The 25,803-nt window shown below is 71.8% G+C and carries 22 protein-coding genes; 18 read left to right on the top strand and 4 right to left on the bottom strand.

Annotation, left to right across the window (positions count from 1 at the left end; all coding sequences use genetic code 11):
• The first annotated feature begins 66 nt into the window (after positions 1–66).
• From ABD830_RS05210 to ABD830_RS05180, 7 genes are all read left to right on the top strand, one after another.
• Positions 67–1,140, top strand: a complete 1,074-nt coding sequence (locus tag ABD830_RS05210; RefSeq protein WP_344985197.1) for a M24 family metallopeptidase — start codon at positions 67–69, stop codon at positions 1,138–1,140.
• Between the two features lie 26 nt (positions 1,141–1,166).
• Positions 1,167–1,727, top strand: a complete 561-nt coding sequence (gene efp, locus ABD830_RS05205) for an elongation factor P (protein WP_344985196.1) — start codon at positions 1,167–1,169, stop codon at positions 1,725–1,727.
• 1 nt (position 1,728) lies between these two features.
• Positions 1,729–2,139, top strand: coding sequence for a transcription antitermination factor NusB (nusB, locus tag ABD830_RS05200; RefSeq protein ID WP_080041071.1), 411 nt, complete (start codon positions 1,729–1,731; stop codon positions 2,137–2,139).
• A gap of 202 nt (positions 2,140–2,341) precedes the next feature.
• Positions 2,342–2,680, top strand: a complete 339-nt coding sequence (locus ABD830_RS05195) for an MmcQ/YjbR family DNA-binding protein (protein WP_344985195.1) — start codon at positions 2,342–2,344, stop codon at positions 2,678–2,680.
• A gap of 225 nt (positions 2,681–2,905) precedes the next feature.
• A complete protein-coding gene (locus ABD830_RS05190) occupies positions 2,906–3,658 on the top strand; it encodes a methyltransferase domain-containing protein (RefSeq protein ID WP_378520825.1) in 753 nt (250 codons plus the stop codon).
• A gap of 27 nt (positions 3,659–3,685) precedes the next feature.
• The gene (locus ABD830_RS05185) at positions 3,686–4,927 is read left to right on the top strand and encodes a DNA polymerase IV (protein ID WP_344985193.1); all 1,242 of its coding nucleotides are present in this window, start codon (positions 3,686–3,688) and stop codon (positions 4,925–4,927) included.
• Between the two features lie 230 nt (positions 4,928–5,157).
• Positions 5,158–5,562: a DUF3040 domain-containing protein gene (locus ABD830_RS05180; protein ID WP_344985192.1), complete on the top strand. Its 405-nt coding sequence runs from the start codon at positions 5,158–5,160 to the stop codon at positions 5,560–5,562.
• A gap of 197 nt (positions 5,563–5,759) precedes the next feature.
• Here ABD830_RS05180 and ABD830_RS05175 read toward each other — a convergent pair whose 3' ends face one another.
• The 3 genes from ABD830_RS05175 to ABD830_RS05165 all read right to left on the bottom strand — a co-directional run bounded on the left by ABD830_RS05175 (position 5,760) and on the right by ABD830_RS05165 (position 10,601).
• The gene (locus ABD830_RS05175; protein ID WP_344985191.1) at positions 5,760–8,201 is read right to left on the bottom strand and encodes a transglutaminase TgpA family protein; all 2,442 of its coding nucleotides are present in this window, start codon (positions 8,199–8,201) and stop codon (positions 5,760–5,762) included.
• Positions 8,198–9,460, bottom strand: a complete 1,263-nt coding sequence (locus ABD830_RS05170) for a DUF58 domain-containing protein (protein ID WP_344985190.1) — start codon at positions 9,458–9,460, stop codon at positions 8,198–8,200. Before ABD830_RS05170 ends, ABD830_RS05175 begins: the two co-directional genes overlap by 4 nt.
• Before the next feature lie 100 nt (positions 9,461–9,560).
• The gene (locus ABD830_RS05165) at positions 9,561–10,601 is read right to left on the bottom strand and encodes an AAA family ATPase (RefSeq protein ID WP_378520814.1); all 1,041 of its coding nucleotides are present in this window, start codon (positions 10,599–10,601) and stop codon (positions 9,561–9,563) included.
• Positions 10,602–11,008: 407 nt separating this feature from the next.
• Here ABD830_RS05165 and mraZ point away from each other — a divergent pair, with 407 nt between their 5' ends.
• The 3 genes from mraZ to ABD830_RS05150 all read left to right on the top strand — a co-directional run bounded on the left by mraZ (position 11,009) and on the right by ABD830_RS05150 (position 13,286).
• Positions 11,009–11,440: a division/cell wall cluster transcriptional repressor MraZ gene (gene mraZ, locus ABD830_RS05160; protein ID WP_090930667.1), complete on the top strand. Its 432-nt coding sequence runs from the start codon at positions 11,009–11,011 to the stop codon at positions 11,438–11,440.
• A 219-nt stretch (positions 11,441–11,659) separates the two neighbouring features.
• The gene (gene rsmH, locus ABD830_RS05155; protein ID WP_344985188.1) at positions 11,660–12,625 is read left to right on the top strand and encodes a 16S rRNA (cytosine(1402)-N(4))-methyltransferase RsmH; all 966 of its coding nucleotides are present in this window, start codon (positions 11,660–11,662) and stop codon (positions 12,623–12,625) included.
• Entirely contained in the window at positions 12,615–13,286 is a 672-nt protein-coding gene (locus ABD830_RS05150) for a hypothetical protein (protein WP_344985187.1), read from the top strand. Before rsmH ends, ABD830_RS05150 begins: the two co-directional genes overlap by 11 nt.
• A gap of 5 nt (positions 13,287–13,291) precedes the next feature.
• On the opposite strand, the gene ABD830_RS05145 is transcribed toward ABD830_RS05150, so the two are convergent.
• On the bottom strand, positions 13,292–14,218 hold the full coding sequence (locus ABD830_RS05145; protein ID WP_344985186.1) for a hypothetical protein: 927 nt from the start codon (positions 14,216–14,218) through the stop codon (positions 13,292–13,294).
• A 285-nt stretch (positions 14,219–14,503) separates the two neighbouring features.
• Between ABD830_RS05145 and ABD830_RS05140 the strand changes: the two genes are divergently transcribed.
• From ABD830_RS05140 to murC, 8 genes are read left to right on the top strand one after another with little or no spacing between them, the layout of a single operon-like run.
• Complete coding sequence (locus ABD830_RS05140) at positions 14,504–16,234, top strand: peptidoglycan D,D-transpeptidase FtsI family protein (RefSeq protein ID WP_446686099.1); 1,731 nt, start codon at positions 14,504–14,506, stop codon at positions 16,232–16,234.
• 40 nt (positions 16,235–16,274) lie between these two features.
• On the top strand, positions 16,275–17,813 hold the full coding sequence (locus ABD830_RS05135; protein ID WP_344987630.1) for a UDP-N-acetylmuramoyl-L-alanyl-D-glutamate--2,6-diaminopimelate ligase: 1,539 nt from the start codon (positions 16,275–16,277) through the stop codon (positions 17,811–17,813).
• Positions 17,813–19,570 (top strand): UDP-N-acetylmuramoyl-tripeptide--D-alanyl-D-alanine ligase, encoded by a 1,758-nt coding sequence (locus tag ABD830_RS05130; RefSeq protein WP_344985184.1) that lies wholly within the window; start codon positions 17,813–17,815, stop codon positions 19,568–19,570. Before ABD830_RS05135 ends, ABD830_RS05130 begins: the two co-directional genes overlap by 1 nt.
• Positions 19,567–20,628: a phospho-N-acetylmuramoyl-pentapeptide-transferase gene (gene mraY / locus ABD830_RS05125; RefSeq protein WP_344985183.1), complete on the top strand. Its 1,062-nt coding sequence runs from the start codon at positions 19,567–19,569 to the stop codon at positions 20,626–20,628. The genes ABD830_RS05130 and mraY overlap by 4 nt, the downstream gene beginning before the upstream one ends.
• The gene (gene murD, locus ABD830_RS05120; protein ID WP_344985182.1) at positions 20,625–22,001 is read left to right on the top strand and encodes a UDP-N-acetylmuramoyl-L-alanine--D-glutamate ligase; all 1,377 of its coding nucleotides are present in this window, start codon (positions 20,625–20,627) and stop codon (positions 21,999–22,001) included. The genes mraY and murD overlap by 4 nt, the downstream gene beginning before the upstream one ends.
• Complete coding sequence (ftsW, locus tag ABD830_RS05115; RefSeq protein WP_344985181.1) at positions 21,985–23,262, top strand: putative lipid II flippase FtsW; 1,278 nt, start codon at positions 21,985–21,987, stop codon at positions 23,260–23,262. The genes murD and ftsW overlap by 17 nt, the downstream gene beginning before the upstream one ends.
• Positions 23,263–23,274: 12 nt before the next feature.
• A complete protein-coding gene (gene murG / locus ABD830_RS05110; protein WP_344985180.1) occupies positions 23,275–24,351 on the top strand; it encodes an undecaprenyldiphospho-muramoylpentapeptide beta-N-acetylglucosaminyltransferase in 1,077 nt (358 codons plus the stop codon).
• Positions 24,348–25,748 carry a UDP-N-acetylmuramate--L-alanine ligase gene (gene murC, locus ABD830_RS05105; protein ID WP_344985178.1) on the top strand — a complete coding sequence of 467 codons (1,401 nt, stop codon included), beginning with the start codon at positions 24,348–24,350 and terminating at the stop codon, positions 25,746–25,748. The genes murG and murC overlap by 4 nt, the downstream gene beginning before the upstream one ends.
• Positions 25,749–25,803: the final 55 nt, after the last annotated feature.

Below are 25,803 nucleotides of genomic sequence, written 5' to 3'. Positions count from 1 at the left end.
CCGGCTGCCGCTCTGGGGCGAGGCGGGCGATAGTGACGCGAGGGCAGGAACGCGTACATTGGCGCCATGGCCTTCGACTACGTGGCGCGGCGCGCGCGCCTCGCCGAGCTGCTGCCCGCGCGTGAGGTCCACGCCCTGCTCGTCACCTCCCCGGTGAACGTCCGCTACCTCACGGGGCTGGCCAGCTCGAACGCCGCCGTCCTGGTCAGGGCCGACGGCACGGCGCTGCTGGCGACCGACAACCGCTACATCGAGGCGGCCCGCGCGCTGGACGTCCCGTCGGTCGAGGCGTACGACGTGGCGGAGAAGCTGACCGAGAACCTGGCTGGGCCGGGCGTCGGCATCGAGGCGGCGTGGATGAGCGTGGCCACCTACCGGCGCCTGGACGGGGGGCTGGACAGCGGGCTGGACAGGGGGCTGGTGCCGCTGGAGCCGGTGGTGGAGCTGTTGCGGGCGGTCAAGGACGACAGCGAGCTGGAGCTCCTCCATACGGCCTGCCAGATCACCGACCAGGCGTTCGCCGACGTGTCCGTGAAGATCGCCCCGGGGATCACCGAACGCGACCTCGCCCGCCTCCTCGACAACCGCATGACGGAGCTCGGGGCCGACAAGCCCGCGTTCGACACGATCGTGGCCGCCGGCGAGAACGGCGCGATCCCGCACCACGCGCCGACCGGCAGGGAGCTGCGCGCGGGCGACCTGGTCACCATGGACTTCGGCGCCCGCTACCAGGGCTACCACGCCGACATGACCAGGACGGTCTGCCTGGGCGCGCCCGCCGGCTGGCAGCGCGAGATCTACGACCTGGTCGCCGAGGCGCAGAGGGCGGGCAGGCACGCCCTGGCCCCCGGCGCGGGGGCCAGGGACGTGGACGCCGCGGCCCGCACCGTCATCGAGGGCGCGGGCCACGGAGACCACTTCCGGCACGGCCTGGGACACGGCGTCGGCCTGGAGATCCACGAGGAGCCGTTCCTCGGCCCTTCGCGGACCGGTAGACTAGAGGATCGAGTTCCGATCACCGTCGAGCCTGGGGTCTACCTCCCGGGCCGGGGCGGGGTTCGCATCGAGGACACCCTCGTGACACGTGAGGGCGGGCCGGAACTTTTCACGAAGACGACAAAGGAGCTGCTCGTCCTTTAGAGCGGCCGCACGCGGGAGAAGAACGAGTGGCGACGACCAACGACCTCAAGAACGGCATGGTGCTGAAGCTCGACGGCGGTGAGCTGTGGGCCGTCGTGGAGTTCCAGCACGTCAAGCCGGGCAAGGGCGGCGCGTTCGTGCGCACCAAGCTCAAGAACGTCCTCTCGGGCAAGGTCGTCGACAAGACCTTCAACGCCGGGGTGAAGGTCGATGTGGCCAACGTCGACAAGCGCGAGATGCAGTACTCGTACAAGGACGGCGACGACTTCGTGTTCATGGACACCGAGACCTACGACATGGTCAACGTGCCCAGCGGCACCGTCGGCACCGCCGCCAACTACATGCTGGAGAACACTCTGGCCACGATCGCGTTCAACGAGGGCTCGGCTCTTTACGTCGACCTGCCCGCCGCGGTCGAGCTGACCATCTCCAACACCGAGCCCGGCCTGCAGGGCGACCGCTCCACCGGCGGCACCAAGCCCGCCACCCTGGAGACCGGCGCCGAGATCAAGGTCCCGCTCTTCATCACCACCGGCGAGAAGGTCAAGGTCGACACCCGCAGCGGCGAATACCTCGGCCGGGCCTGAGGTGTCGGCACGCGGCAAAGCACGCCGGCGGGCGCTTGACATCCTCTTCGAGGCCGAGCTGCGCGGCGAGGATCCGCTGAAGATCCTCGCCGAACGCGTGGAGCGGCAGGAGCCCCCGGTGAACGAATACACCTCGACCATCGTCGAGGGCGTCGCCAGGCACCACGCGCGCATCGACGAGCTCATCACCACGTACGCCGAGGGCTGGACCCTCGACCGGATGCCCGCCGTCGACCGCAACCTGCTGCGCGGCGGCACGTACGAGCTGCTCTGGATGCCCGGCGTGCCCGAGGGCGTGGTGATCAGCGAGTGGGTGCACCTGGCGGGGGAGCTGTCCACCGACGAGTCGCCGCAGTTCGTCAACGGGCTGCTGGCCCGCTTCAAGCAGCTCAAGCCAAGCCTCACCCTTTAGACACCGTCAGGAGCGCGTGTTCGGGGTACGGTTCCAACCACGTCGGCCTGCACGGCTCCGCGCAGGACACGTCCTGTCACGCGGTCAGGCGCCCCGTCGGCGAGGGGCCTGGCCGTCCGGCGCGGGAGCGGGCGGACAAGTGGCGCGTCACCAGCCGCGACGCGCCCCTTTCCGCCCTTCCCGCGGTGCGTATCGTAGGGCCATGGTGACCGAGGACGACGTGCGCCGGCTCGCCCTGGCGCTGCCCGAGACCCTTGAGAAGACCATGTACGGCACGCCCGCCTTCTACGTGCGCGGCGCATGGTTCGCCCGGCTCAGGGACGAGGGCGACGTGCTGGTGCTGCCGGTGGGCTCCGAGGAGGGGAAGGCCGGGCTCATCGCGGCCGGACCCGGCACGTTCTTCACGACGCCGCACTACGACGGTTCCGCCACCGTGCTGGTGCGGTTCGGGGCGGTGGACGCCGACGAGCTGCGCGAGCTGCTGACGGACGCGTGGCGGCTGCGGGCGCCGAAGCGGCTGGCGGCCGCTTACGACATCTGACCTGTGCGGCGTGTCGCCGACGCGGCGCTCGGGAGGCGGGTCCGCCGTCAGCACCTGTGGTGGCGGGCGGAGGTTCGGCCGGGCGCGGGTGTGGGCGGCGGGAAGCAGGGGACCGGCGTACCGCGTAGGCTGGGCCCGTCCGCGGAGAAGCAGTTCGCGGGGTGCACGTTCGCGACGGCCGGGCGCCGGGCCCCCGTCGCGAGGGGAGAGGGAGGCGAGCCGACGTTGCGTGCTGAAGGCGCCACGAGGACCCCGGCGGTGCGGACCGCCGTTGTCTGGGACGCGTTGCGGTCCGTGCTGACCGAGCGGGCGGCGGCGACCGGGCGCGATGCGCTCGACATCGTCGACGCCGGAGGCGGCACCGGGGGGTTCGCCGTGCCGCTGGCCGCGCTCGGCCACACCGTCACCGTCGTCGATCCGAGCCCCGACTCGCTGGCCGCGCTCGAACGCCGCGCCAAGGAGAAGGGCGTGGGCGTACGCGCCCTGCAGGGCGACGCCGACGGCCTGGACGAGCTGCTCAGCCGTGACAGCGCCGACCTGGTCCTGTGCCACAGCGTGCTCGAGTACGTCGAAGACCCGACCAGCGCGCTGGCCGCCGTCGCGGGCGTGCTGCGCAAGGGCGGCGCCGTGAGCGTGCTGGCCGCCAACCCCGTCGCCAGCGCCATCCACCGGGCGCTCGCCGGCCAGTTCGACGAGGCGCGGGCCGTGCTGGGCGATCCCGCGGGCACGTGGGGCGACCGCGATCCCACGCCGAGGCGCTTCGCCGCGGAGGCGCTCGCCGAGCTGCTGAGCGCCACCGGGTTCTCCGTCAGCGCCGTCCACGGCGTCCGGGTCTTCGCCGACCTCGTGCCGAGCAGGCTCGTCGACGGCGAGCCCGGCGCGGCGGAGGCGCTCGTCGCGCTCGAACAGGCCGCCGCCGCCCATCCCGTGCTGAGAGACATCGCCACACAGCTGCACGTGCTCGGTCATAGGCTTTAGAACGCGTGTTCGGATAGAATCGACGGCGTGTCCCGCAAGCAGATCACAGGCATCGGCCCCGCTCCGCGTACCGGGGCCGATGACAGCGGCTGCCCGATCCTCCACGTCGACATGGACGCCTTCTTCGCCAGCGTCGAGCTGCTCGACCGCCCGGAGCTGCGCGGCCGCCCGGTGATCGTGGGCTCGCCCGCCGGGCGTGGCGTCGTGCTCAGCGCCACGTACGAGGCGAGGGCCCAGGGCGTGCACTCGGCGATGCCGATGAGCAGGGCGCGCAGACTCTGCCCGCAGGCCACGGTCATCCCGCCCAGCCACGGCAAATACTCCGAGGTCTCCAAGGGCGTCATGGAGATCTTCCACGCGATCACCCCACTGGTGGAGCCCATCGCGTCCGACGAGGCGTTCCTCGACGTCGGGGGCGCCAGGCGCCGGCTCGGCCCGCCCGCCGCCATCGCCGCCATGATCAGGGAGCAGGTCCTCGAGCGCTACGGCATCACGTGCTCGGTCGGCGTGGCGAGCAGCAAGTTCGTGGCGAAGCTGGCCTCCAAGCAGTGCAAGCCCGACGGGCTCCTGGTGGTGCCCGCCGACCAGGTCGTGGACTTCCTCCACCCGCTGCCCGTGTCGGCGTTGTGGGGCGTCGGCGAGCGCACTGAGCAGTCCCTCGTACGCCTCGGCATCCGCACCGTCGGCGACCTGGCCAGAGTGCCGCCCGCCACCCTCCAGCGCGAGCTCGGCCAGGCCGTCGGCGGTCATCTGGCGGCGCTGGCGTGGGGCCGCGACGAGCGGGCGGTGAGCGCCCACGTGCCCGACAAGAGCATCGGCAATGAGGAGACGTTCGCGGTCGACGTGGACGATCCCGAGGTGATCAAGCGGGAGCTGCTGCGCCTTTCCGAGCGGGTGGCCGCCAGGATGCGTAAGGGCGGCCACGTGGGAAGGACTGTAAGTGTGAAGCTACGCCGAGCCGATTTCACCACGATCAACCGCTCGCGCACGCTGCGCGAGCCGACCGACGTGGCTCAGGTGATTTACGCCACAGCCTGCGAGCTGTTCGAGGCGGCCGACCTCCAGCGCGTACGGCTGCGCCTGGTGGGGGTCCGGATGGAGAACCTCCGGCCGGCGGAGGAGGCCACCCGGCAGCTCAGCCTCGGGGAGCGGGAGACCGGCTGGCGTGAGGCCGAGCAGGCGATGGACAGGGCGATCCGGAGATTCGGTCCCGATGCGGTGGTCCCGGCATCGCTCGTACGTGGCAAGCTTGATGAAGCAGAGACATGACGCCGATGTCCGGATTTGCTGGGGGCTTTAAGTGTGGCGATTTTGGGGGGAAGGGGGCGAGATGGGTCACAATGGAGCCATGACGACACCTCCGGTTTGGTCTGCGTTGGACGTTTGCTTTCGCCTACGTCTACAGCCTCGTATTCTGGGGATAACCGACCGCGAGGTTCGGACACCCCGTGTCGTCCGTTGCCGTCTTCCCCGTCCTGGGGCCGTCCTTGGGAGGCGCCGTGCCGCTCTCTGAGCACGAGCAGCGCTTGCTCGAACAGATCGAGCAGGCCCTCTACGCCGAGGACCCGAAGTGGGCCAACACCGTAAGGATCAGTGACCCGCGCACCCATTACAAGCGTCGCCTGATCAGGGCCTCCATCGGCTTTGCTCTCGGCGTCGTCGTCATGATGGTCGGCGTGGTGATAAGTGGCGGTGCGCTGATCCCGCTCGGCGTCGGCGGTTTCGTGGTCATGCTCGCCGCGTGTCTGTGGGGCCTGTCCAGCTGGAAACGCATGAATGGGTTCGGTGACTCCCCTCCCTCCTCCGGTACGGGCACCCCTCAGGGCAAGCAGGCCCGCCGTAACCGGGGCACCTTCATGGAGCGCATGGAAGAGCGCTGGCGCCGTCGCCACGACGATCGCTGACCGCTGATCCGGCACAGCCGCCCGGCATCCGCCCGGGCGGCCGTCGTGTTGGATGCGCCCCGACCGGCCGAGCCGTCCCCCGGCCGTCGTGTCCTGAAGGCGCGTCTTGAGTGCGACCGTTCTGGCCGTGCCGGAGGCGTTGGAGACTGACCGGTCCGGCCGCACCCCTTCCTCGGGGGAACGGCCGGACACACCGGTCAGGAGCCCTTCTGAGCCGCCGTCCGCCGCAGCCTGATGTTCTCCAGCAGGTCGAACCCGTCGAGCAGCCGCTCTCCCACGGCTCGCAGCCGCCGCAGCGTCGACGGCGGCAGCAGCACCGCCCGCACCCGCCGCCCGCGTGAGACCGTGGCCGCCAGGGCCTGGCGCACCTTGCGCAGGTCCTTGCGCATGGGCCCGATCTCCCCGGGATCCCGGGCGAACAGCACGCGCTCCACCGCCGAGGCGATGGCCGCGACGGCCGCCGCCGACTCCGCGTCGAACTCGTACTGCTGGGCCAGCCGCCGCGCCAGCGCCCGCGGGGTCTCGCTGGTCTGGCGGGCCATGCCGTAGTCGTACAGCACGTCGTCCAGCTCCGCCCAGGCCGCCGCCACGGACGGGGCCACGGACGGATGGCGGCGCGAGGCATCCGAGACCATCGCGGACGTGAGCTCGTCGGCGGGTGCCGACACCTTCCAGCCCAGGTTGCGTACGCGCCGGTTCCTGGTGAGCACCCGCAGACCGGCGGGGATCAGCAGCAGCAGGAGCAGCGCCCCCGCGCCGATGCCGATCTTGGCGATCAGCGGCATGGAGTCGTCCGGCGGCAGCCCGCCGGTGGCGACCACGCCCTCGCGGTCCAGCTCCCGCGGGTTACGCCGGGTCTGCGGTGCGACGGGCTCGTCCGCGGACGAGCTGGTCGCGCCCGGCGTCGGCGTCGCGGCCTCGCCCGCGGAGCGCGGCCTGGGCTGGGTGTACTCGGGCACACGCGCGCTGCCCTGGCCGAGTGACCCCGCCGGGGTCGGCTCGAACGGCAGCCAGCCCACGCCCTCGAAATACAGCTCGGGCCAGGAATGGGAGTCGTTCGTGCCGACCTGCCACCGGTCGCCGACCTTCGTGCCGCCCGTGTAGCCGATGGCCACCCTCGACGGGATGCCCACCAGCCTGGCCAGCACCGCCATCGACGCGGCGAACTGCTCGCAGTAGCCGACCCGGTCGCGCAGCAGGAAGTCCCGCAGCGCCGAGTTGCTCTGCCCCTGCGTGCGCAGGTTGTAGGTGAAGCCGCCGTCCTTGGTGAAGAACTGCTGCAGCTTCACCGCCGCGTCGTAGTCCGTCTTGGCGTCCGCGGTCAGGTCGGACGCCAGCTTGCCGATCTCGGGAGGCAGATTGTCCGGCAGCTTCAGGTAGCGGGGGTCGGTGGTCGGCCGGGTCCCGCCGAGCGATTCCAGCAGCTCCGGCGTCGGCAGCGGCTCGCTCGTGGCCACCTGGTAGTCCAGGCCCGCGGCCTCGTCGCGGGTGGAGAAGACCATGAGCGTGTCCACGTCCGCCCGCCAGTCGCCGTCCGCCTGGACCTCCCTGGGCGGGTACGGCAGCGGCAGGAACTGCAGCTTCCTGATCTCGTCACTGATCTGGATCTTCGTGACCACGTTGCCGATCTTCGGCTGCGGGCCCAGCCCGGGCGGCGCGGGGAGCGGGCCGTTGTCCGTGGTGTTCTGCGCCAGCCCCGTCGGATCGGTCATGCCGAACTGCTGGCCGTCGAACGTGTCGAGCGCGTAGATCCGCAGATAGCGGGGCTTGTCGTCGTTGTTGGTGTAGGTGAGGACCACCCGCCGTTCCGGAAGGTCCAGCTGGCCCTTCAGGAACGCGACCGGGTTGGGGATGCTGATCGAGTTGCCCTTGCCCAGGCCCGTGCCGCCCACGCCGAACGTGAAGAACGACACCGGCTCCATGGCCGGCAGCAGCGCCGGGACCCCCACGGCCAGCGCGATCGCGGCGAACCCGATGCGCTTGCCCGACAGTCGCAGGCCGCTGGTGTCCGCCCCGTTGCGCGAGGCGGGCTGCGAGGTGGCCGCGCGCGTCCGCCGTACCAGCACCGCCTTGCCCCAGTGGCCCACCCGCTCGCGGCCGTCGGCGATCAGCAGGCTGACGAACCCCAGTGCCGCCAGAATGAACGCCGGCCAGCTGATCGGGTCGGGCAGGATCGTCGCCGGCACGGTGGCCAGCGCCAGCAGCGGCAGCCCGGCGAGCGCCGCCTTGCGCAGCCGCGCGGCCAGCAGGTCCACGGCGATCGCGATCAGCGCCACGCCGGCCGCGGTCAGCAGCGTGATGCCGTCCGTCTGCGGCACCGGAGCGGCGAAGCGCTGGATGTCGGTCCAGCCGACGCCCAGCAGCCTGCCCAGCTCCATCACCGACGCCTTGGTGGGGATCACCAGCACCCACGCCTTGCCGGCCGCGAAGACCACCGTCAGGTAGATCCACGTCGCGACCAGCGCGACCGGCGGCGCCGCCCACGCGGGCAGCGACAGCCGGCTGCTCAGCAGGCCCGCCGCCATCACGGCGAGCACGGCGCCCAGCGACGTCCAGAACCAGGCGCCGCCCTGGAAGAGCGGGTAGAGCAGCAGCGCGGCGGCGAACGTGGCCACTCCCGCGGCGGAGGTCAGCCTCATGCCGCACCTCCCGTCGGGTTGAGCGCGTACCTGCCGCGGTTGGCGGCGTGTTGCCAGACGGAGGCGATCGAGGTGCCCGCGGGCAGCCGCACGATGCGCCAGCCGTACCCGGCCAGAATCGTCTGGACGGCCTGGTGGTTCTCCGCGGCCGTCCGGTCGCCGGCGTCCCACGTGCTCACGTCGAGCAGGACCGCCACCCCGGTGATGCCGCTGTGCCTCAGCCTGGCCAGCTCCCTTGCCTCCTCCGGATCGAGATCGCCGAGCACGGCCACGATCAGCCCGTCGCCGCCGCCCTGGCGCAGGGCCGACACGCCCATCTCCAGCGAGCGGGCCGGGCTGTGCCGTATCACGGCCAGAGTGTCGAGCAGCGACCAGCTCAGGCCGGTGTCCGTCAGGTGCTCGGCGCCCTGGTCGGTCACCAGCCGCAGGCCGAGGCCCTCGTGGGCGAGGTGCACGCCGATCGAGGCCGCGGCCGAGACCGCCACCTCGAACGACGAGCGCGGGCCCTCGCCGCGGTGCGCGTACCTGCGGCTGTCCAGCAGGAGCGCGCCGCGGCTCTGCCACTGCTGCTCCTCGCGGCGCACCATCAGCTCGCCGTGGCGGGCCGTCGATCGCCAGTGGACCCGCCGCAGGTCGTCGCCCTGCCGGTACTCGCGCGGCGCCACGTCGTCGTCACCCGCCGCCGCCACGCTCCTGGTACGGCTGTCGCCGCCGCCCGTCCACTCACCCGACAGCCGTACGTGGGGCAGCGCCGCCACGTGCGGCGTCACCACGAGCGTGTCGCTGATCGTGAACGAGCGGGTCAGCTCGACGAGCCCGAACGGGTCGGCGATGCGGACCGACAGCGGGCCGATCGTGTAACGGCCGCGCAGGTCCGAGCGGACCCGGTAGTCGATCTCCCGGACGCCCCGGGACTCGACCCGGTCCAGCACGAACCTCGGCCGCACGCCCAGCGCGTAAGGAACGGTGTCCTCGATGAGCAGCAGACCGGTCGGCAGCCTGGTGACGTTCTCCAGCCGCAGGGTCACGGTGGCCTCGCCGCCCACCTCCGCCCTGGGCGGGTCGAGGCGCCTGGCGCAGCTCAGCCGGTAGCGCGTGCGCGCCACCACCATGGCCGCGAGCAGCGGCAGCGCCGTCACCAGCACGCCGATCCTGAACAGGTCGTTCTCCCCGAGGAAGAACGCCATCAGCAGCGCCGCGATGCCGGAGGCGAGGAAGGACCTGCCCCTGGAGGTCAGCGCCCGCAGCCCGGCCCTCACCGCGCCTCCCTCGACCGGTGTCGCCGGTGGATGCCCTCGCTGCGCTGCGGATTTCTCGATCCGTGCCGGTGATGGATGTCCTCGCTGCGCTGCGGATCCATCACCGGCCCCGTGTCTCCGGCACCGGCACGCGCCTGATGAGGTCGGTCACCACCTGCTCGGGCAGGCGGCGCTGCCCCTGGGCCTCGACGCTCGGCAGCAGCCGGTGCGCGAGCACGGGGATGGCCAGGTCCTGCAGGTCGTCCGGGATGACGTAGTCGCGGCCGGCCAGCGCCGCGTGCGCCCTGGCGGCCCGTACCAGCTGCAGCGTGGACCGGGGCGAGGCGCCCAGCCGCAGGTCGGGGGAGTGGCGGGTGGCCACGACGACGTCGATGGCGTACTTCTTGACCGCCTGGGAGACGTAGACGCCGCGTACGGCCTCGATCAGGGCGCGCACCTCGGCCGTCGTCGCCACCGGCTCCAGCTTGTCGAGCGGTGAGGTGCCGCCGTGCACGTCGAGCATCTCCAGCTCGGCGTGCGGCTCGGGGTAGCCCATCGCGATGCGCGCGGTGAAGCGGTCGCGTTGCGCCTCGGGGAGGGGATAGGTGCCCTCCATCTCGATGGGGTTCTGCGTGGCGATCACCATGAAGGGCGAGTCCAGTGCGTACGTCACCCCGTCCACGGTCACCTGGTGCTCCTCCATGCACTCCAGCAACGCGGACTGCGTCTTGGGGGAGGCGCGGTTGATCTCGTCGCCCACCACGATGTTCGCGAACACCGGGCCGGGCTTGAACTCGAACTCCCTGGTCTGCTGGTTGTACGCGCTGACCCCGGTGATGTCGCTGGGCAGCAGGTCGGGGGTGAACTGCACGCGGCGCACAGGGCAGTCGATGGAACGCGCCAGCGCCTTGGCCAGCATGGTCTTGCCGACCCCTGGCACGTCCTCGATCAGGAGGTGGCCCTCCGCGAGCAGGACGGTGAGAGTGAGGCGTACGGCGTCGCTCTTGCCCTCGATCACCGATTCGATCGCGCTGCGAATCCGGTGAGCCGTGGAGACCAGCTCGTCGAGCTGGGGAGGGACATCATGGGTAACTGCCACCGGGCCTCCATGAGAGAAGTGCGACGGCTGTCCCGTACTGTGCCATTGCGGGAGCCATGCCATTCCTTTTCCATTGTGTGTACGACCCTACGACGCTGTGGGTTCGCGGGCGACATTTGTGGATATTCAAGGGAACCCTGGCGATGTTCCCGTTCTTGTCGCATAGCGGTGCGAATCCCGTGACACACCCCCCTCCGGGCGCTCCACTTTCCACCACCGAAGGCTTCGCGAAGGGGCCGAGCCCCTATTTCCCCGCGCTTTTGAACCCTCGACACGCCCATGAGGGTTGACCGTCCGGTCACCGCCCTCCACCCCGCTCCATCGCTCTGACCTGCGGAAACACAACGGAAACCAATGATGAAGACCGTTCGAATCAGTTGACGGTGGGGAGAAGTGGAGTATGGTGGTGCGCAGTGGAGGGCCCGGTGCACCAGCGCTGAGCGCTTCACGAGGCACGGGAGGTGGGGCCGGTGTTCCTCGGCACCCATCAACCGCGTCTGGACGACAAGGGACGGCTGTTCCTGCCGGCTAAGTACCGTGAGGAGCTGGCGGAGGGTCTTGTGATCACCAAAGGCCAGGAGCGATGCCTCTACGTGTTTCCCGTGGAGGAGTTCCAGCGCATTACCGAGGCTCTCAGCACCGCCCCGGTCACCGCCAAGGCGGTGCGTGACTACAGCCGCGTCTTCTTCGCCAGTGCGTCCGACGAGAAACCGGACAAGCAGGGCCGCATCACGATCCCGCAGAGCCTGCGCCAGTACGCGGGGCTTGAGCGTGACTGCGTGGTCATCGGGGCCAACACCCGGCTGGAGATCTGGGACGCGCAGGCCTGGGACACCTATCTCAGCGCGCAGGAGCAGGCGTTCGCCGATCTGTCGGAGGAGGTGCTGCCAGGGATCTTGTAGGAGTCACGGTCGATCCGTCGGTGCTGTCGTTCGGCGAGGTCTCCACCCGCAACCACTGCTTGCCAGCTGATGCACCTTCCCCGGTGTCAGATGGCGGGCGTCCACGAAGAGGGTGCGGATGGGGACCTGGCCGGGCGGCACCGGGTGGGGACTCAGGAGTGACCGACGATCGATCTGTACGCGTCATCCGCGAGCAAGGGCGCGAGAGGGGGGTTGGAGATGCACGACAACGCTGGCACGGGCGGTCACGTTCCGGTGATGCTCGAGCGCGTTCTGGAGCTGCTCGGCCCGGCGCTGACGGGTGAGTCGCCCGTCGTCGTCGACGCCAACCTCGGCCTCGGTGGCCACTCGGAGGCCCTGCTCGCCGCGTTTCCCGCGCTCCATCTGATCGGGATCGACCGCGACCCTTTCGCGATCGACCACTCGACCCGCAGGCTGAGCCCGTACGCGGACAGGATCACCCTGGTCCACGCGTCCTCCGGCGACCTGGCCGAGGTGCTCGCCCGTGCGGGCCGCACCACGGTCAACGGAGCGCTGTTCGACCTGGGGGTCTCCTCGCCGCAGCTCGACGAGGCCGAGCGGGGGTTCGCCTACTCCTACGACGCGCCGCTCGACATGCGGATGGACACCGAGCAGGAGCTGACGGCGGAGAAAGTGGTCAACACCTACTCCGCCGCGGAGCTGACCCGCATCCTGCGTGACTACGGTGAGGAACGATTCGCCCCGCGTGTCGCGGCCCTGATCATTAAGGAACGGGCTAAAGAGGCAATAACCTCGACCAAGCGGCTTGCGGACATCGTGCGCGAGGCGATTCCCGCCGCGACCCGGCGCACCGGGGGAAACCCCGCCAAGAGGACTTTCCAAGCGCTGCGCATCGAGGTGAACGCGGAGCTGACCGCCCTGGAGGCGGCGCTCCCCGCGGCACTCGACGCGCTCGCGCTCGGTGGGCGAGTCGTCGTGCTCTCCTACCACTCACTGGAGGACCGGCTCACCAAGCAGGCCCTCACGGCGCGAACCAGGGACACCAGCCCCCCCGGGCTGCCCGTCTCCTTGCCGGCTCACCAGCCGAGGTTCCGCCTGCTGACGAGGGGAGCCGAGCTCCCAAGCGAAGAAGAGCTCGCCCGCAACCCGCGGGCGGCCTCGGCCCGGCTACGGGCGGCAGAGAGGATCCGTGTTGACGACTGAGCAGGAGACCGGCCGGGAGACGCCCGGCCGCCGTGCGACGCTCAAGCCGGGGCCCAAGACGGGCACGCGCCGGCTCGGGGCGCCGCACCAGTCCAAGCCGCGGCCCCGTCCTGACGTCGAGAGCAAGCTGTCGGCCGCCGAACGGGCGCGCCTCGACCTCGACGGCAAGGGGTCCGCCGCCGAGCGGGCGCGGACGGACGGCGCGCGCGTGCGCACGGACGCCTCGACCGCCTCGCCGCGGACGCGTACGGACGTCGGCGGGAAGCGGCCCGTCACCGAACGCGTGCGTCCTGCCGCGGGGACGCGATCAGGCTCGGCGGACGCGCAGGTCAGGCGGCCGGCGCCGCGACGGCGTCCCGCGCGGCGGCAGCGCGCTCCGTTCGTGCTGCTCGTCGTCGGCCTGCTCTGCGGCGGCCTGGTGAGCCTGCTGCTGCTCAACACCATGCTCGCCAAGGACGCCATCACCGACGCCAAGCTGCGCGACGAGATCTCGGTGGCGAAGCAGGAGAAGGAGCAGATCGACCAGAACTACCAGCTCAAGATGCAGCCGGGAAACGTGGCCGACATGGCCCGCAACCAAGGGCTGCATTCCGACTGGGACAAGGTCAACAGCTACACCGGCGATGACGCTCCGGCCGGCCAGGCGGACACGGAACGGTGAGTAATTCAGGCGGCAGGGGTCAGGGTCCCGGCCGCGGCGCTGGCGGCGCCGGCTCTCAAGGAGGGCCCGGCGCCGCTCGTCGTACGCCCGGTGGCCCTGGGCGGTCGGGGCGCCAGGGGGGCTCTTCCCGTTCTGAGGGGGGCCGCTCCGAGGGCACGGGCCGCCCGGGCTCGGCGGAGAACCCGCCGCGCCAGCCGCGCAAGCGCCCGCAGGACCCTCTCGACCTGCCGTTCGGCCACGACGACGAGCCCCGGGCGCGTCCGCCGCGCGATTCCGGTGCTGATCCGCGTGGTCGTTCTTCGCGCGATGCCGGTGGCGACTCGCGTGGTCGTTCTCCGCGCGATGCCGGCGGTGATCCGCGTGGTCGTTCTCCGCGTTCCCGCTCGCCGCGCGACGACGCCGAACGCGCGGACCGCGCCGATCAGGGCCGTCCCGGCCGCTCCCGTTCCGGCGACTCCGGTGGCACCCGCCAAGGCGGCCAGGACCGTGGCCGCCAGGGTGGTGCGGCGGGCCGTCAAGGCGGTCCGGCGGCCCGTGATGGCGGTGCGGCGGGCCGTTCCCGTGGCGAGGCGGGCCGTTCCCGTAGTGAGGTGCCGCGCGCCCGCTCGCGCGGCGAGGCGGACCGAGGCACCCGCCCGCGCCCGCACGACGAGGACGACCGCCCGAGAAGCCGCGGCGTGGGCGGCGGCGACGAGGGCGACCGCCCCCGCGACGGCGCGGGACGCGTCCGTGGCGACGGGCGTCCCAGAGGGCGTGCCGGGCAGGGCCGGGACGAAGGTGACGGTCCCAGAGGGCGTGCCAGGCAGAGCCGTGACGAGCGCGACGGTCCCAGAGGGCGTGCCGGACGGGGCCGGGACGAGGACGACCGCCCCAGGGGACGTGCCGGGCAGAGCCGTGACGAGGGCGAGCGTCCCAGGGGGCGCGCGGCCCAAGGACGCGATGACGTCGATCGGCTCCGGGGGCGCGATCAGGGGCGTGATGAGCGGGCCCGCGGCCGGCGCGACGACGACCCTCCGCGCCGCGGCAGGCCGGAGGACGAGCTCCGGAGCCGGAGCAGGGAGGAAGGGGCGCGGCGTACCCAGGCGGGCAGCCCCAGGCCGCAGGCCAGGCCGGAGACGGCACGGGGCCGTGAGCGGGCGGAGGCGCGCCGCGGCGCGGACGTGCCGCCACTCAGGTGGCCGCGCCGGCCGCCGCCGCGACCGCCCAGGCCGCCGCTCGTGCTGCGGCTGGGCAACCCGCGCAGGCGGATCAACATCGGCCTGATCGGCATGACGTTCGTGCTGTCGATCTTCTCCGGGCGGCTGGTCCAGATGCAGGGTCTCGACTCCAAGGTGTACGAGGCCGCCGCGGTGGGCCAGCGTACGCACACCGAGAAGATCCCCGCCAAGCGGGGCTCGATCACCGACGTCAACGGACACGGGCTGGCCGTCACCGTCGAGGCCCGCGAGCTGTCGATCGACCCGTCCAAGATCCTCCCTCAGGATCGCCCGAAGTGGACCAAGCTCCTGGCGCAGCAGCTCGGGAAGACCGAGCAGGAGATCTCCGCGAAGCTGGCCAGGACGAACACCCGCTACCAGCGCCTGGCCACCGACGTCGACCCCGTCGTGGCCAGCCGCCTGCTGCAGGCCCGCGTGCCCGCGCTGTCGGCGACCAAGACGTACCGCAGGCTCTACCCGGCGGGTGACCTGGCGGGCACCCTGATCGGGTTCGTCGGCGACGACGGCGACGGCCTCGGCGGCATGGAGCAGGCCAAGAACAAGCTGCTGGCCGGCCGCGACGGCGAACAGCGTGTCGAGACGGGCCGCGACGGCCTGCGCATCCCGATGACCAGCAGCCAGCGCACCACCCCGGTGAACGGGCAGGACGTACGGCTGACCATCGACCGCGACATCCAGTGGGCCGCCCAGGAGTCCATCACCGGGCAGGTCAAGAAGGCCGGCGCCGACAGCGGCACCGTGATCGTCATGGACGTGCGGTCCGCCCAGATCATCGCCATGGCCAACGCCCCCGAGCTCGACCTGAACAACTGGCGCAAGGCCCCCGCCGCCAGCTACATCAACAAGGCCGCCGCCGACGTGTTCGAGCCGGGCAGCACCAACAAGGTGATCACCGCGGCCGCCGCGATCGAGGCGGGAGAGGTGACGCCCGACACGGTGTTCCAGGTGCCCGACCGGATCAAGTGCGCCGACCAGGTGCTGCGCGACGCCCATGCGCACAAGTCGGAGTCGATGACGTTCCGGCAGGCCGTGGCCGAGTCCAGCAACGTGGCCACGATCATGGCCGCGCGCAAGGTCGGCAGCGAGCGCCTGTACCGGATGCTGAAGGCGTTCGGGTTCGGCTCGACGCCCGGCGGCGGCGTGCCGAGCGCCGAGGCGGGCCTGCTGCCCGACTACAAGAGCTGGTCGGGCAGCCAGAACTGCACCGTCGCCTACGGGCAGGGCGTGTCGGTGACCGCGCTGCAGATGGCCAGCGTGTACCAGACCATCGCCAACGGCGGCGTCAAGGTGGAGCCGCAGATCATCGCCGGTACGACGGACACGTCCGGCAGGTTCGTTCCCGCTCCCGCAGGTAAGCAGACCAAGGTGGTGAGCGCGACGACGGCCAAGGAGATCACGACCATGCTGGAGAGCGCGGTGAGCGCGGAGGGCACCGGACTGCTCGCGGCCATCCCCGGTTACCGGGTGGCGGGCAAGACGGGCACGGCCAACCGCTACGATGCCAAGCTCGGCCGTTACGAGGGCTACACGGCCTCGTTCGTCGGGTTCGCGCCTGCGGACCAGCCCAGGCTGGTGGTGCTGTCGGTGCTGCAGAACCCGAAGAACGGACACTTCGGCGGGCAGCTGGCGGCCCCCGTGTTCAAGGATGTGATGACGTTCGCCATCAAGAGCAAGAAGATTCCTCCCACAGGCTCCACCGCGCCTCCGGTGCGGATGCGCGCGGGACAGTGAGCAGGGAAGGTACGCTCTCGCCGTGCGTCCCCCGTCGTCTATGCGTCCCACGACCAGCCAGCCCCGTCCGCTGACCGGGCTCGCGACCATGCTCGATGCCGGCTCAGGCTCGGCGCGGTCGCCTCATGCCGCCCTGACCGGCGTCACCATCGACTCCCGCAACGTCAGGCGCGGAGACCTCTACGTGGCCCTGCCGGGCAAGCAGGCCCACGGCGCCGCCTTCGCCGCCGACGCGATGGCGGCGGGTGCCGTGGCCGTGCTCACCGACCCGGAGGGCCGCGACGCCGCCGTCGCGACCGGGCTGCCCGTGCTGGTCGTGCCCGACCCGCGCGCCCTGCTCGGGCAGGTCTCCTCCTGGGTGTACGGGCAGCCGGCCCACGACATCCAGGTCCTCGGCGTCACCGGCACCAGCGGCAAGTCCACCACCACGTTCATGATCGAGGCCGGCCTGCGGGCCGCCGGCCACACGACTGGCCTGGTGGGCGGCGTCGAGATCCACGCGGGTGACCTGCGCTTCCAGCCCACGCTCACCACGCCGGAGGCGTCGGAGCTGCACGGCCTGTTCGCCCTGATGCGCGAGGAGGGCGTCAGCGCGGCCGCCATGGAGGTCTCCAGCCACGCGCTCGCGCTCGGCAGGGTCGACGGGGTCTACTACGACGTCGCCCTGTTCACCAACCTCTCCCAGGACCACCTCGACTTCCACAAGGACTTCGACGACTACTTCGCGACCAAGGCCCGGCTGTTCCAGCCGGAGCTGAGCCGGCTCGGCGTCACCAACATCGACGACCGCTACGGGCGGGAGCTGCTCGGCCTGGCCAAGGTGCCGATGACCACGTTCTCGGCGCTGGGCGACCCGGAGGCCGGGTGGCGGGCACTCGACGCCAGGCTCGGCGCGGACGGCAGCGCGTTCAGGGTGGTCGGTCCCGGCGGGGTCGAGGCGGACGCGCAGATCTCGCTGCCCGGCCCGTTCAACGTCGCCAACGCGCTCGGCGCCATCGTCACTCTGGTCGAGGCCGGAGTGCCGCTGCAGACCGCCGTGCACGGCGTCGGCATGCTCACCGGTGTGCCCGGGCGCATGCAGCGGATCACGAGCGCGGAGGACGAGTTCCAGGCCGTCGTGGACTACTCGCACAAACCCGGCGCCGTCGAGTCGGTGCTGCGCTCGCTGCGGTCCGTCACGGCGGGCACGCTGACGATCGTGCTCGGCTGCGGCGGTGACCGCGACAAGGGCAAACGGCCTATCATGGGCGAACTCGCCGCTCGTCTGGCGGACGTGGCCGTATTCACGAGCGACAATCCGCGCTCGGAGGATCCGCTCGCCATTCTCGCGACGATGATGGAGGGAGCGCTCCGCGTTCCGCAGCACGACCGCGCTCATGTGATCATTGAGCCCGACCGCGCGGCCGCCATCGGCCTGGCGATCGCCCGGGCCGGGCGCGGCGACGTGATCGTCGTGGCCGGGAAGGGTCACGAGCAGGGTCAGTACGTCTCAGGCGAGGTGATCCCCTTCGACGACCGCGAGGTGGTCGCCGAGTCGATTGCCGCACGCAAGGAAAGCACGGAAAGCAGGAAGCACTGATGATCCCGTTGCCTCTGGCCAGGATCGCCGAGATAACCTCGGGCGCCCTGTCGGGCATGGCCGATCCCCGCGCCGTCGTGCGCGGGCCCGTCGTGATCGACTCGCGGGCCGTCGAACCGGGATCGCTCTTCGTCGCCCTCCGGGGCGAGCGGGTGGACGGCCACGACTACGTGGCGCAGGCGATCAGGGCCGGAGCCGTCGCCGTGCTGGCGACCAGGCCGGTCGACGCGCCCTCGGTGATCGTGCCCGACGCCGCCGCCGCGCTCGCCGAACTGGCCACCGCCCAGGCGGCCGCGCTGCCCAAGGTCACCGTGATCGGCGTGACCGGCTCGGCGGGCAAGACCACGACCAAGGACCTCCTGGCCAGGCTGACCGCCCGGATCGGCTCCACCATCGCCCCCGTCGGCAGCTTCAACAACGAGCTCGGCCACCCGCTGACCGTGCTGCGGGCCGACCTCGACACCCGCTTCATGGTGCTGGAGCTCGCGGCGCGCAACATCGGCCACATCAAGGAGCTGACCCGCATCGCGCCGCCGCAGATCGGCGTGGTGCTCAACGTCGGCACCGCGCACCTCGGCGTGTTCGGCGGCAAGGAGGCCATCGCCAAGGCCAAGGGCGAGCTGGTGGAGGCGCTGCCGCGCACCGGCGTGGCCGTCCTGAACGCCGACGACCCGCTGGTGCGGGCCATGGCCTCGCGCACCGAGGCACGCGTCACGTACTTCGGGCGCGGCGATTCCGCCTCCATCCGGGCCGAGAACCTCTCGGTCGACGCCCGTGGGCGGGCCTCGTTCACGCTCCGCACGCCCTCGGGGACCGCGCCCGTGTCGCTCAAGTTGTACGGGGAGCACGCGGTCGAGAACGCCCTCGCCGCCGCGGCTGCCGCCTACGAGCTGGGCCTGCCGGTGGCCACCATCGCGGCGGAGCTGTCGGAGGCCACGCCGCGCAGCCGGTGGCGGATGGAGGTCACGGACCGGGCCGACGGCGTGACCGTCGTCAACGACGCGTACAACGCCAATCCGGACTCGATGCGGGCCGCCTTCGGGGCGTTCGCGGTGCTGGGGCGGGGGCGGCGGCGCTTCGCCGTCATCGCGGCGCTGCGGGAGCTGGGCGAGGACGGGCCGGCGCTCAACGCCGAGCTGGGCCGGCTGGCCGGCGGTTCGGGGCTGGCCGGTCTGATCGTGGCGGGCCCTGACGCGGAGCCCGTGCTGGAAGGCGCCCGGGCGGCCGCGGCGGAGGCGCAGGCGGCGGCACAGGCGTCCCTGGACGCACAGGCGGCAGCCCAGGCCGCCGCCGGCCTCCCACCCGCCCCTCACGAGGGCGGGCCCCAGGGCTGGCATGGGCCCGTTCCGGAGCATGGAGCGCCGCAGGGCTGGCACGGACCCGCTCCTGAGCAAGGGGCGCCGCAGCCCGGCCGGCAGGCGCCGCAAGGGTGGCAGGGGCCGGTGGGTGCGGTCGCGCCCGGGCAGCCTCCGACGGGTGGGCCGCCGGTGGGCGGACCCGTGCACGGGCAGCCGCCGGCGGGCGCGCCCGCCGTGGCAGGGGGCCCGGCAGGGGGACCCCCGGCCGGAGGGCCGCCCGGTGCGGGGGCCGCGTATCCTGCGCAGACGATGCGAATTGTGCACGTGCCCGATGCCGAGGCCGCCGCAGCCGAACTGGCCGGGTGGTTGCGTCCGGGTGACGCGGTGCTGGTGAAGGGACCGAGAGCCATGGGACTGGAACGGACGGCCGAGCTGCTGCTCGGAGGTGCCGCCCAGTGACCGAGATCATCATCGCCGGTGCGGTGGGCCTGATCCTCTCGATGCTCGGCACCCCGCTGGCGATCAGGCTGTTCTCGCGGCGCGGCTACGGCCAGGAGATCCGCGAGGAGGGCGTGCAGGCCCACCTCGGCAAGCGGGGCACCCCCACGATGGGCGGCATCGTGTTCGTGCTGGCCGCGCTGCTCGCCTACGGCGCCTCCCACCTGGCCACCTTCGCCGCGCCCACCGTGTCGGGCATGCTGGTGCTGTTCCTGATGACAGGGCTCGGCGCGGTCGGGTTCCTCGACGACTTCATCAAGATCTACAAGCAGCGCAGCCTCGGCCTGCGCAGTGGCGCCAAGGCGCTCGGCCAGCTCGTCATCGGCGCGGTCTTCGCGTTCCTGGTGGTCCGCCAGCCGAACGTCTACGGCATCACCCCCGCCGAGACCCGGATCTCGTTCCTCCGCGACATCGGCCCTCCTTCGATCGGCATCGTCGGGTTCACCATCTGGGTGCTCTTCATGATCGTCGGGTTCTCCAACGCGGTGAACCTCACCGACGGTCTCGACGGCCTGGCCAGCGGCGCGACCGGCGTCGTGCTCGCCGCGTACGTGCTGATCGGCAACTGGCAGCTCCGCAACAACTGCGTCGACCAGCTCGGCCCGCACTGCTACTGGGTGCGGGACCCGCTCGACCTGGCCGTGGTGGCCGCGGCCGTGCTGGGGGCGCTGATCGGGTTCCTGTGGTGGAACGCCCCGCCCGCGCGCATCTTCATGGGCGACACCGGCTCGCTGGCCCTGGGCGGCGTGCTGGCCGGCCTGGCCATCGCCACCCGTACCCAGCTCCTGCTGATCATCCTCGCCGGCCTGTGTGTGATCATCACGCTGTCGGTCATCATCCAGGTCGGATCCTTCAAGATGACCGGGAAACGGGTGTTCAGGATGGCCCCGCTGCAGCACCACTTCGAGCTGAAGGGCTGGGCGGAGACCACGATCGTGGTCAGGTTCTGGCTGATCGCGATGCTCTGCGCGGCGCTCGGCCTCGGGCTGTTCTACGTCGAGTGGATGCCGAAGCCATGAGCGTGACGTGCGTGGCCGGGCTCGGCGTCTCCGGCACCGCCGTGGCCAGGGTCCTGGCCGAGCGTGGCGAGCGGGTCGTGGTCGTGGAGGCGGTGGAGGGCGAGCGCCAGCTCGCCGCGGCCGCCGAGCTGGCCGCGGTGGGCGTGGAGACCCGCTTCGGGGCGATGGAGGTGCCGGAGGGTGCGGCGCGGCTGGTCACCACCGGCTGGGCGCCGCACCACCCGCTGATCGCCGCCGCGCTGGAGGCGGGCGTCGAGGTGGTGGGGGAGGTCGAGCTCGCCTGGCGGCTGCGGCCCGCTCAGGCGGCGCCGTGGCTCGCGCTGACCGGCACCAACGGCAAGACCACCGCCGTGCGCATGCTCACCTCGATCCTGCTCGCCGCCGGCCGCAAGGCCCTGGCCGTCGGGAACGTGGGCGTCCCCGTCGTGCGGGCCGTCGCCGAGCCGTACGACGCGCTGGCCGTCGAGCTGTCCAGCTTCCAGCTCCACTGGTCCAGCACGCTGGCCCCGCACGCCGCGGCCATCCTCAACGTGGCCCCCGACCACCTCGACTGGCACGGCTCCATGGAGGAGTACGCCGCCGCCAAGGGCCGCATCTACGAGCGCGCCCAGCACGTGATCTACAACGCCGACGACCCCGAGGCCACGAGGCTGGCCGCGCCCTATCCGGGAGCGGTCGGGTTCACGCTGCGGGTACCCAGGCGCGGGGAGATCGGCGTGGTGGAGGACCTGCTGGTCGACCGGGCGTTCGTGGCCGACCCCGTGGAGGCGGCCGAGGAGCTGGCGACGCTGGAGGACGTACGCCCCTTCGCGCCGCACAACGTGGCCAACGCGCTGGCGGCCGCCGCCCTGGCCCGCTCCCTCGGTGTGCCCTCCGAGGCGGTACGCCAGGGCCTGCGGGACTTCGTGCCCGACCCCCACCGGCTCTCCCACGTCGACAGGGTCGGCGAGGTCGACTACATCGACGACTCCAAGGCGACCAATCCGCATGCCGCCGCCGCGGCGCTGGCCTCGTACCCGTCGATCGTGTGGGTGGCGGGCGGTCTGCTCAAGGGCGCCGACGTCGACGAGCTGGTGCGCCAGGCGGCTCCCAGGCTGCGCGGCGCGGTGCTGCTGGGCGCCGATCGCGCGGCGATCGCGCAAGCCATCGCGCGACACGCGCCGAATGTCCCCGTCGTGGACATTGCCGATCGGGACACTGGTGCGATGGAAAGAGTCGTCACCGAAGCCGCCCGGCTGGCCTCGCCCGGGGACACCGTGCTGCTCTCCCCGGCGGGGGCCTCGCTTGACATGTTCGCCGGTTATCCCGCGCGGGGGGAGGCCTTCGCCCGCGCCGTACGCGAGCTGAGGCTGCGACGTGAGCGCGAGCGCTGAGGAGCCGCGCGCCGTCGAAGGGCCGGGCAGCTGGGCGCGCGAGCAACTCGGCACGCTGAAGGAGCTGCTGGACAAGCCGCTGACCACGTACTACCTGATCATCATGTGCAGCGCGCTGCTGCTCGCGCTCGGCCTGATGATGGTGCTGTCGGCCTCCAGCGTCGAGGCGCTGCAGAAGACCGGCAGCCCGTTCTCGTGGTTCATCAAGCAGTCGGTGTCGGCCGCGGTGGGCGTGCCGCTGATGTGGGCCTGCTCGCGCCTGCCGGTCAAGTTCTTCCGCTGGGCGGGCTACCCCATGATGGCGCTGTCGATCATCGCGCTGGTCATGGTGCTGTTCATCGGCTCGTCCGAGCTGGGCGCGCAGCGGTGGATCTACATCGGCGACTCCCTCACCATCCAGCCGTCCGAACCGGCCAAGCTCGGGCTGGTGCTGTGGGGGGCCGACCTGCTGGCCAGGCGGGCGCGGCAGGGCCGCATCGAGTGGCGGCAGATGCTCATCCCGCTCATGCCCGGCACCGCGATCATGGCCGTCCTGGTCATGCTCGGCCGCGACCTGGGCACCACGCTGGTGCTGTTCATGATCTTCCTGGCGCTGCTGTGGGTGGTGGGGGCGCCGGTGAAGCTGTTCGGCGGCATCATGGGGCTGGCGGTGCTCGCCGCGGTCATCATGATCAAGGTGGAGCCGTACCGGATGGCCCGCATCGGGGCCTATCTGAACCCGTGGGCCGACGCCCAGAACGCCGGATACCAGGCCGTGCAGGGGCAGATCGCGATGGGCTCGGGCGGCTGGTTCGGGCTCGGGCTCGGCGCGAGCCGGCAGAAGTGGAGCTGGCTGCCGCACGGCGAGAGCGACTTCATCTTCGCCATCCTGGGCGAGGAGCTCGGGCTCATGGGCACGCTGATGGTGGTGGCGCTGTTCGGGATGCTCGGCTACGCGGGGCTGCGGGTCGCCGTCCGGGTCAACGACGCCTTCACCAGGCTCACCGCCGCCGCCATGGTGGCCTGGATCGTGGGCCAGGCGACCGTCAACATGGGCGCCGTGATCGGCGTGCTGCCGATCACCGGCATCCCCCTGCCGCTGGTCTCGTACGGTGGCTCCTCGCTGCTGCCCACGCTCGCCGCGCTCGGCATGCTGCTGTCGTTCGCCAAACGCGAGCCGGGTGCGCGAGAAGCCTTGGCAGCTCGTGGCCCCGGACCGGCCGCCCGGGCCCTAAGCTGGCTTGGCCTGGGGGGTACGACCAGAGGCCGAGCGACACGTTAGGGAGTGACCGAGATGAGGGTGGTCCTCGCCGGTGGGGGGACGGCCGGGCACATCGAGCCCGCGCTGGCCCTTGCGGACGCGCTGCGCCATCTTGACCAGGGCGTCGGCATCACCTGCATGGGCACCGAACGCGGCCTGGAGACAAGACTCGTCCCCGCCAGGGGCTACGAGCTGGAGCTGGTGCCGGCCGTGCCGCTGCCGAGGGCGATCACCCCGAGCCTGCTCACCGTGCCGGGGAGGCTGGCAGGGGCGATCAACGCGGCGGCCGCCATACTCGACCGGGTCCAGGCCGACGTCCTCGTCGGCTTCGGCGGCTACGTCGCGACCCCCGCCTACCTGGCGGCCAAGCGGCGCGGCCTGCCGATCGTCGTGCACGAGGCCAATCCCCGCCCGGGGCTGGCCAACCGGCTCGGCGCCCGGCTCACCGAGCACGTCTTCACCGGCTTCCCCGCCACCACGCTGCCCAAGGCCGAATACCTCGGCACCCCGATCCGCCGTGAGATCGTCAACCTCGACCGGCTGTCCATGGGCGACAAGGCGCGCTCCTGGTTCGGGCTGGAGAACGACCGGCCGACGCTGCTGGTGTTCGGCGGCTCCCAGGGGGCCAGGTCGCTCAACGAGGCCGCGCTCGCCGCCGCCCCCGTGCTGCGCAGGGCGGGAGTGCAGGTGCTCCACGTGCTCGGTCCGAACAACACCGTCACCCACGAGCCCCCGCCGGGCGACCCGCAGTACGTGCTGCTGCCCTACGTCGACCGCATGGACCTCGCCTACGCGGCCGCCGACTTCGTGCTCTGCCGCGCCGGCGCGCTGACGTGCGCGGAGCTGACCGCGGTCGGGCTGCCCGCCGCGTACGTGCCGCTGCCGCACGGCAACGGCGAACAGGCCATCAACGCCGGACGCATCGTCCAGGGCGGCGGCGGCCTGACGGTCGACGACGCCGACCTGTCACCCGAATGGATCATCCACAACGTGCTCCCCATCCTCCGCGACCCCGAGCGGGTCGCCGCCATGTCCGAGGCGGCGTCCAGGCTGGGACGCAAGGACGCCGATATCATGCTCGCCAGGAAAGTGTTGGAGATAGCCCGATGAGTCTCGTCAAGCTGGTCGATCCCGTCGCCGTAGCGGACCTGGGGCGGGTGCACTTCATCGGCATCGGCGGCGCGGGAATGTCGGGCATCGCCCGCATCCTGCTCAAACGCGGCGTTCGGGTGTCGGGCAGCGACGCGCGCAGCTCCGAGCTGATCACCGAGCTGCGCGAGCTGGGCGCCACCATCCACATCGGCCATGCCGCCTCGCACGTGAAAGACGTCGACACCGTGGTCGTCTCGACCGCCATCCGCGACTCCAACCCCGAGCTGGGCGAGGCGCTCAAGCAGGGGGTGCGGATCATCCCGCGGGCCGCCGCGCTGGCCTCCGTCATGGCCGGGCGCACCGCGGTGGCCATCGCGGGCACCCACGGCAAGACGACCACCACCTCGATGCTGACCGTGGCGCTGCAGAAGTGCGGGGCCGACCCGTCCTACTGCGTGGGCGGCCAGCTCGTCACCACCGGGCTCGGCGCCGACGACGGTCAGGGGCAGGTGTTCGTGGCCGAGGCCGACGAGAGCGACGGCTCGTTCCTCATGCTGGCGCCCGACATCGCCGTGGTGACCAACGTCGAGGCCGACCACCTCGACAACTACGGCGACCCGCGGGCCGTGCACGACAGCTTCGCCAGGTTCGCCGACCGGGTCGGCTCGCTGCTCATCACCTGCGCCGACGACCCGGGCGCGGCCGAGCTGGCTCGCCGGGCGCGCGAGCGGGGGCTGCGGGTCAAGACGTACGGCCTCCAGGGCGAGGACTACCGCGTGAGCGGGATCAGGCCGGACGGGTTCGGCACGGTCTTCGACGTCGAGGGCCGGGGCGACGTGCGGCTGGCCGTGCCCGGCGCGCACAACGCGCTCAACGCCACCGCGGTGATCGCCGTGGCCGACGAGCTGGGGCTGCCGTTCGAGGAGATCAGGCAGGGCCTCGGCGCCTTCACGGGGGCCAAGCGGCGCTTCGAGGCCAAGGGGGAGGCCGGCGGCATCGCGGTGTTCGACAGCTACGCGCACCACCCGACGGAGCTGGCCGCCGACCTGAGGGCCGCCCGTGACGTGGTCGCCTCCTACTCCGGCGACGGCCGGGTCATCGCGGTCTTCCAGCCGCACCTCTACTCGCGCACCCGCTTCTTCGCCGACGAGTTCGGCGCGGCGCTCGGGCTGGCCGACGAGGCCATCGTGCTCGACGTCTACGGGGCCCGTGAGGACCCCGAGCCGGGGGTCTCGGGGGCGATGGTGGCCGGGCGGGTGCCGCTGCCTCCCGAGCGGGTCGCGTACGCACCCGACCGGGCCACGGTGCCCGCGTTGGTGGCCGAACGTGCGCGGCCCGGCGACATCGTGCTCACCATGGGCGCGGGCGACGTCACGGAGCTCGGGCCGCAGATCGTGGCCCGCCTTTCCTCCTGACGGCCGGCGTTCCGGGGAAGAGCCTCAAGGCGGCGGGAGTGCCGCGATCGCGGCG

The organism is Nonomuraea helvata (assembly GCF_039535785.1).
Classification (GTDB): domain Bacteria; phylum Actinomycetota; class Actinomycetes; order Streptosporangiales; family Streptosporangiaceae; genus Nonomuraea; species Nonomuraea helvata.
Note: the sequence above shows the minus strand (reverse complement) of the source record. Positions and strands in the feature narration are given on the sequence as shown.

What these genes read in the sequence shown, in the direction of transcription:
- ABD830_RS05210 (WP_344985197.1), top strand. Translation starts at nt 67, where the DNA reads ATGGCCTTCGACTACGTGGCGCGGCGCGCGCGCCTCGCCGAGCTGCTG.
- ABD830_RS05195 (WP_344985195.1), top strand. Translation starts at nt 2,342, where the DNA reads ATGGTGACCGAGGACGACGTGCGCCGGCTCGCCCTGGCGCTGCCCGAG.
- ABD830_RS05175 (WP_344985191.1), bottom strand. Translation starts at nt 8,201, where the DNA reads ATGAGGCTGACCTCCGCCGCGGGAGTGGCCACGTTCGCCGCCGCGCTG.
- ABD830_RS05165 (WP_378520814.1), bottom strand. Translation starts at nt 10,601, where the DNA reads ATGGCATGGCTCCCGCAATGGCACAGTACGGGACAGCCGTCGCACTTC.
- rsmH (WP_344985188.1), top strand. Translation starts at nt 11,660, where the DNA reads ATGCACGACAACGCTGGCACGGGCGGTCACGTTCCGGTGATGCTCGAG.
- ABD830_RS05135 (WP_344987630.1), top strand. Translation starts at nt 16,275, where the DNA reads ATGCGTCCCACGACCAGCCAGCCCCGTCCGCTGACCGGGCTCGCGACC.
- ABD830_RS05130 (WP_344985184.1), top strand. Translation starts at nt 17,813, where the DNA reads ATGATCCCGTTGCCTCTGGCCAGGATCGCCGAGATAACCTCGGGCGCC.
- murD (WP_344985182.1), top strand. Translation starts at nt 20,625, where the DNA reads ATGAGCGTGACGTGCGTGGCCGGGCTCGGCGTCTCCGGCACCGCCGTG.
- murG (WP_344985180.1), top strand. Translation starts at nt 23,275, where the DNA reads ATGAGGGTGGTCCTCGCCGGTGGGGGGACGGCCGGGCACATCGAGCCC.
- murC (WP_344985178.1), top strand. Translation starts at nt 24,348, where the DNA reads ATGAGTCTCGTCAAGCTGGTCGATCCCGTCGCCGTAGCGGACCTGGGG.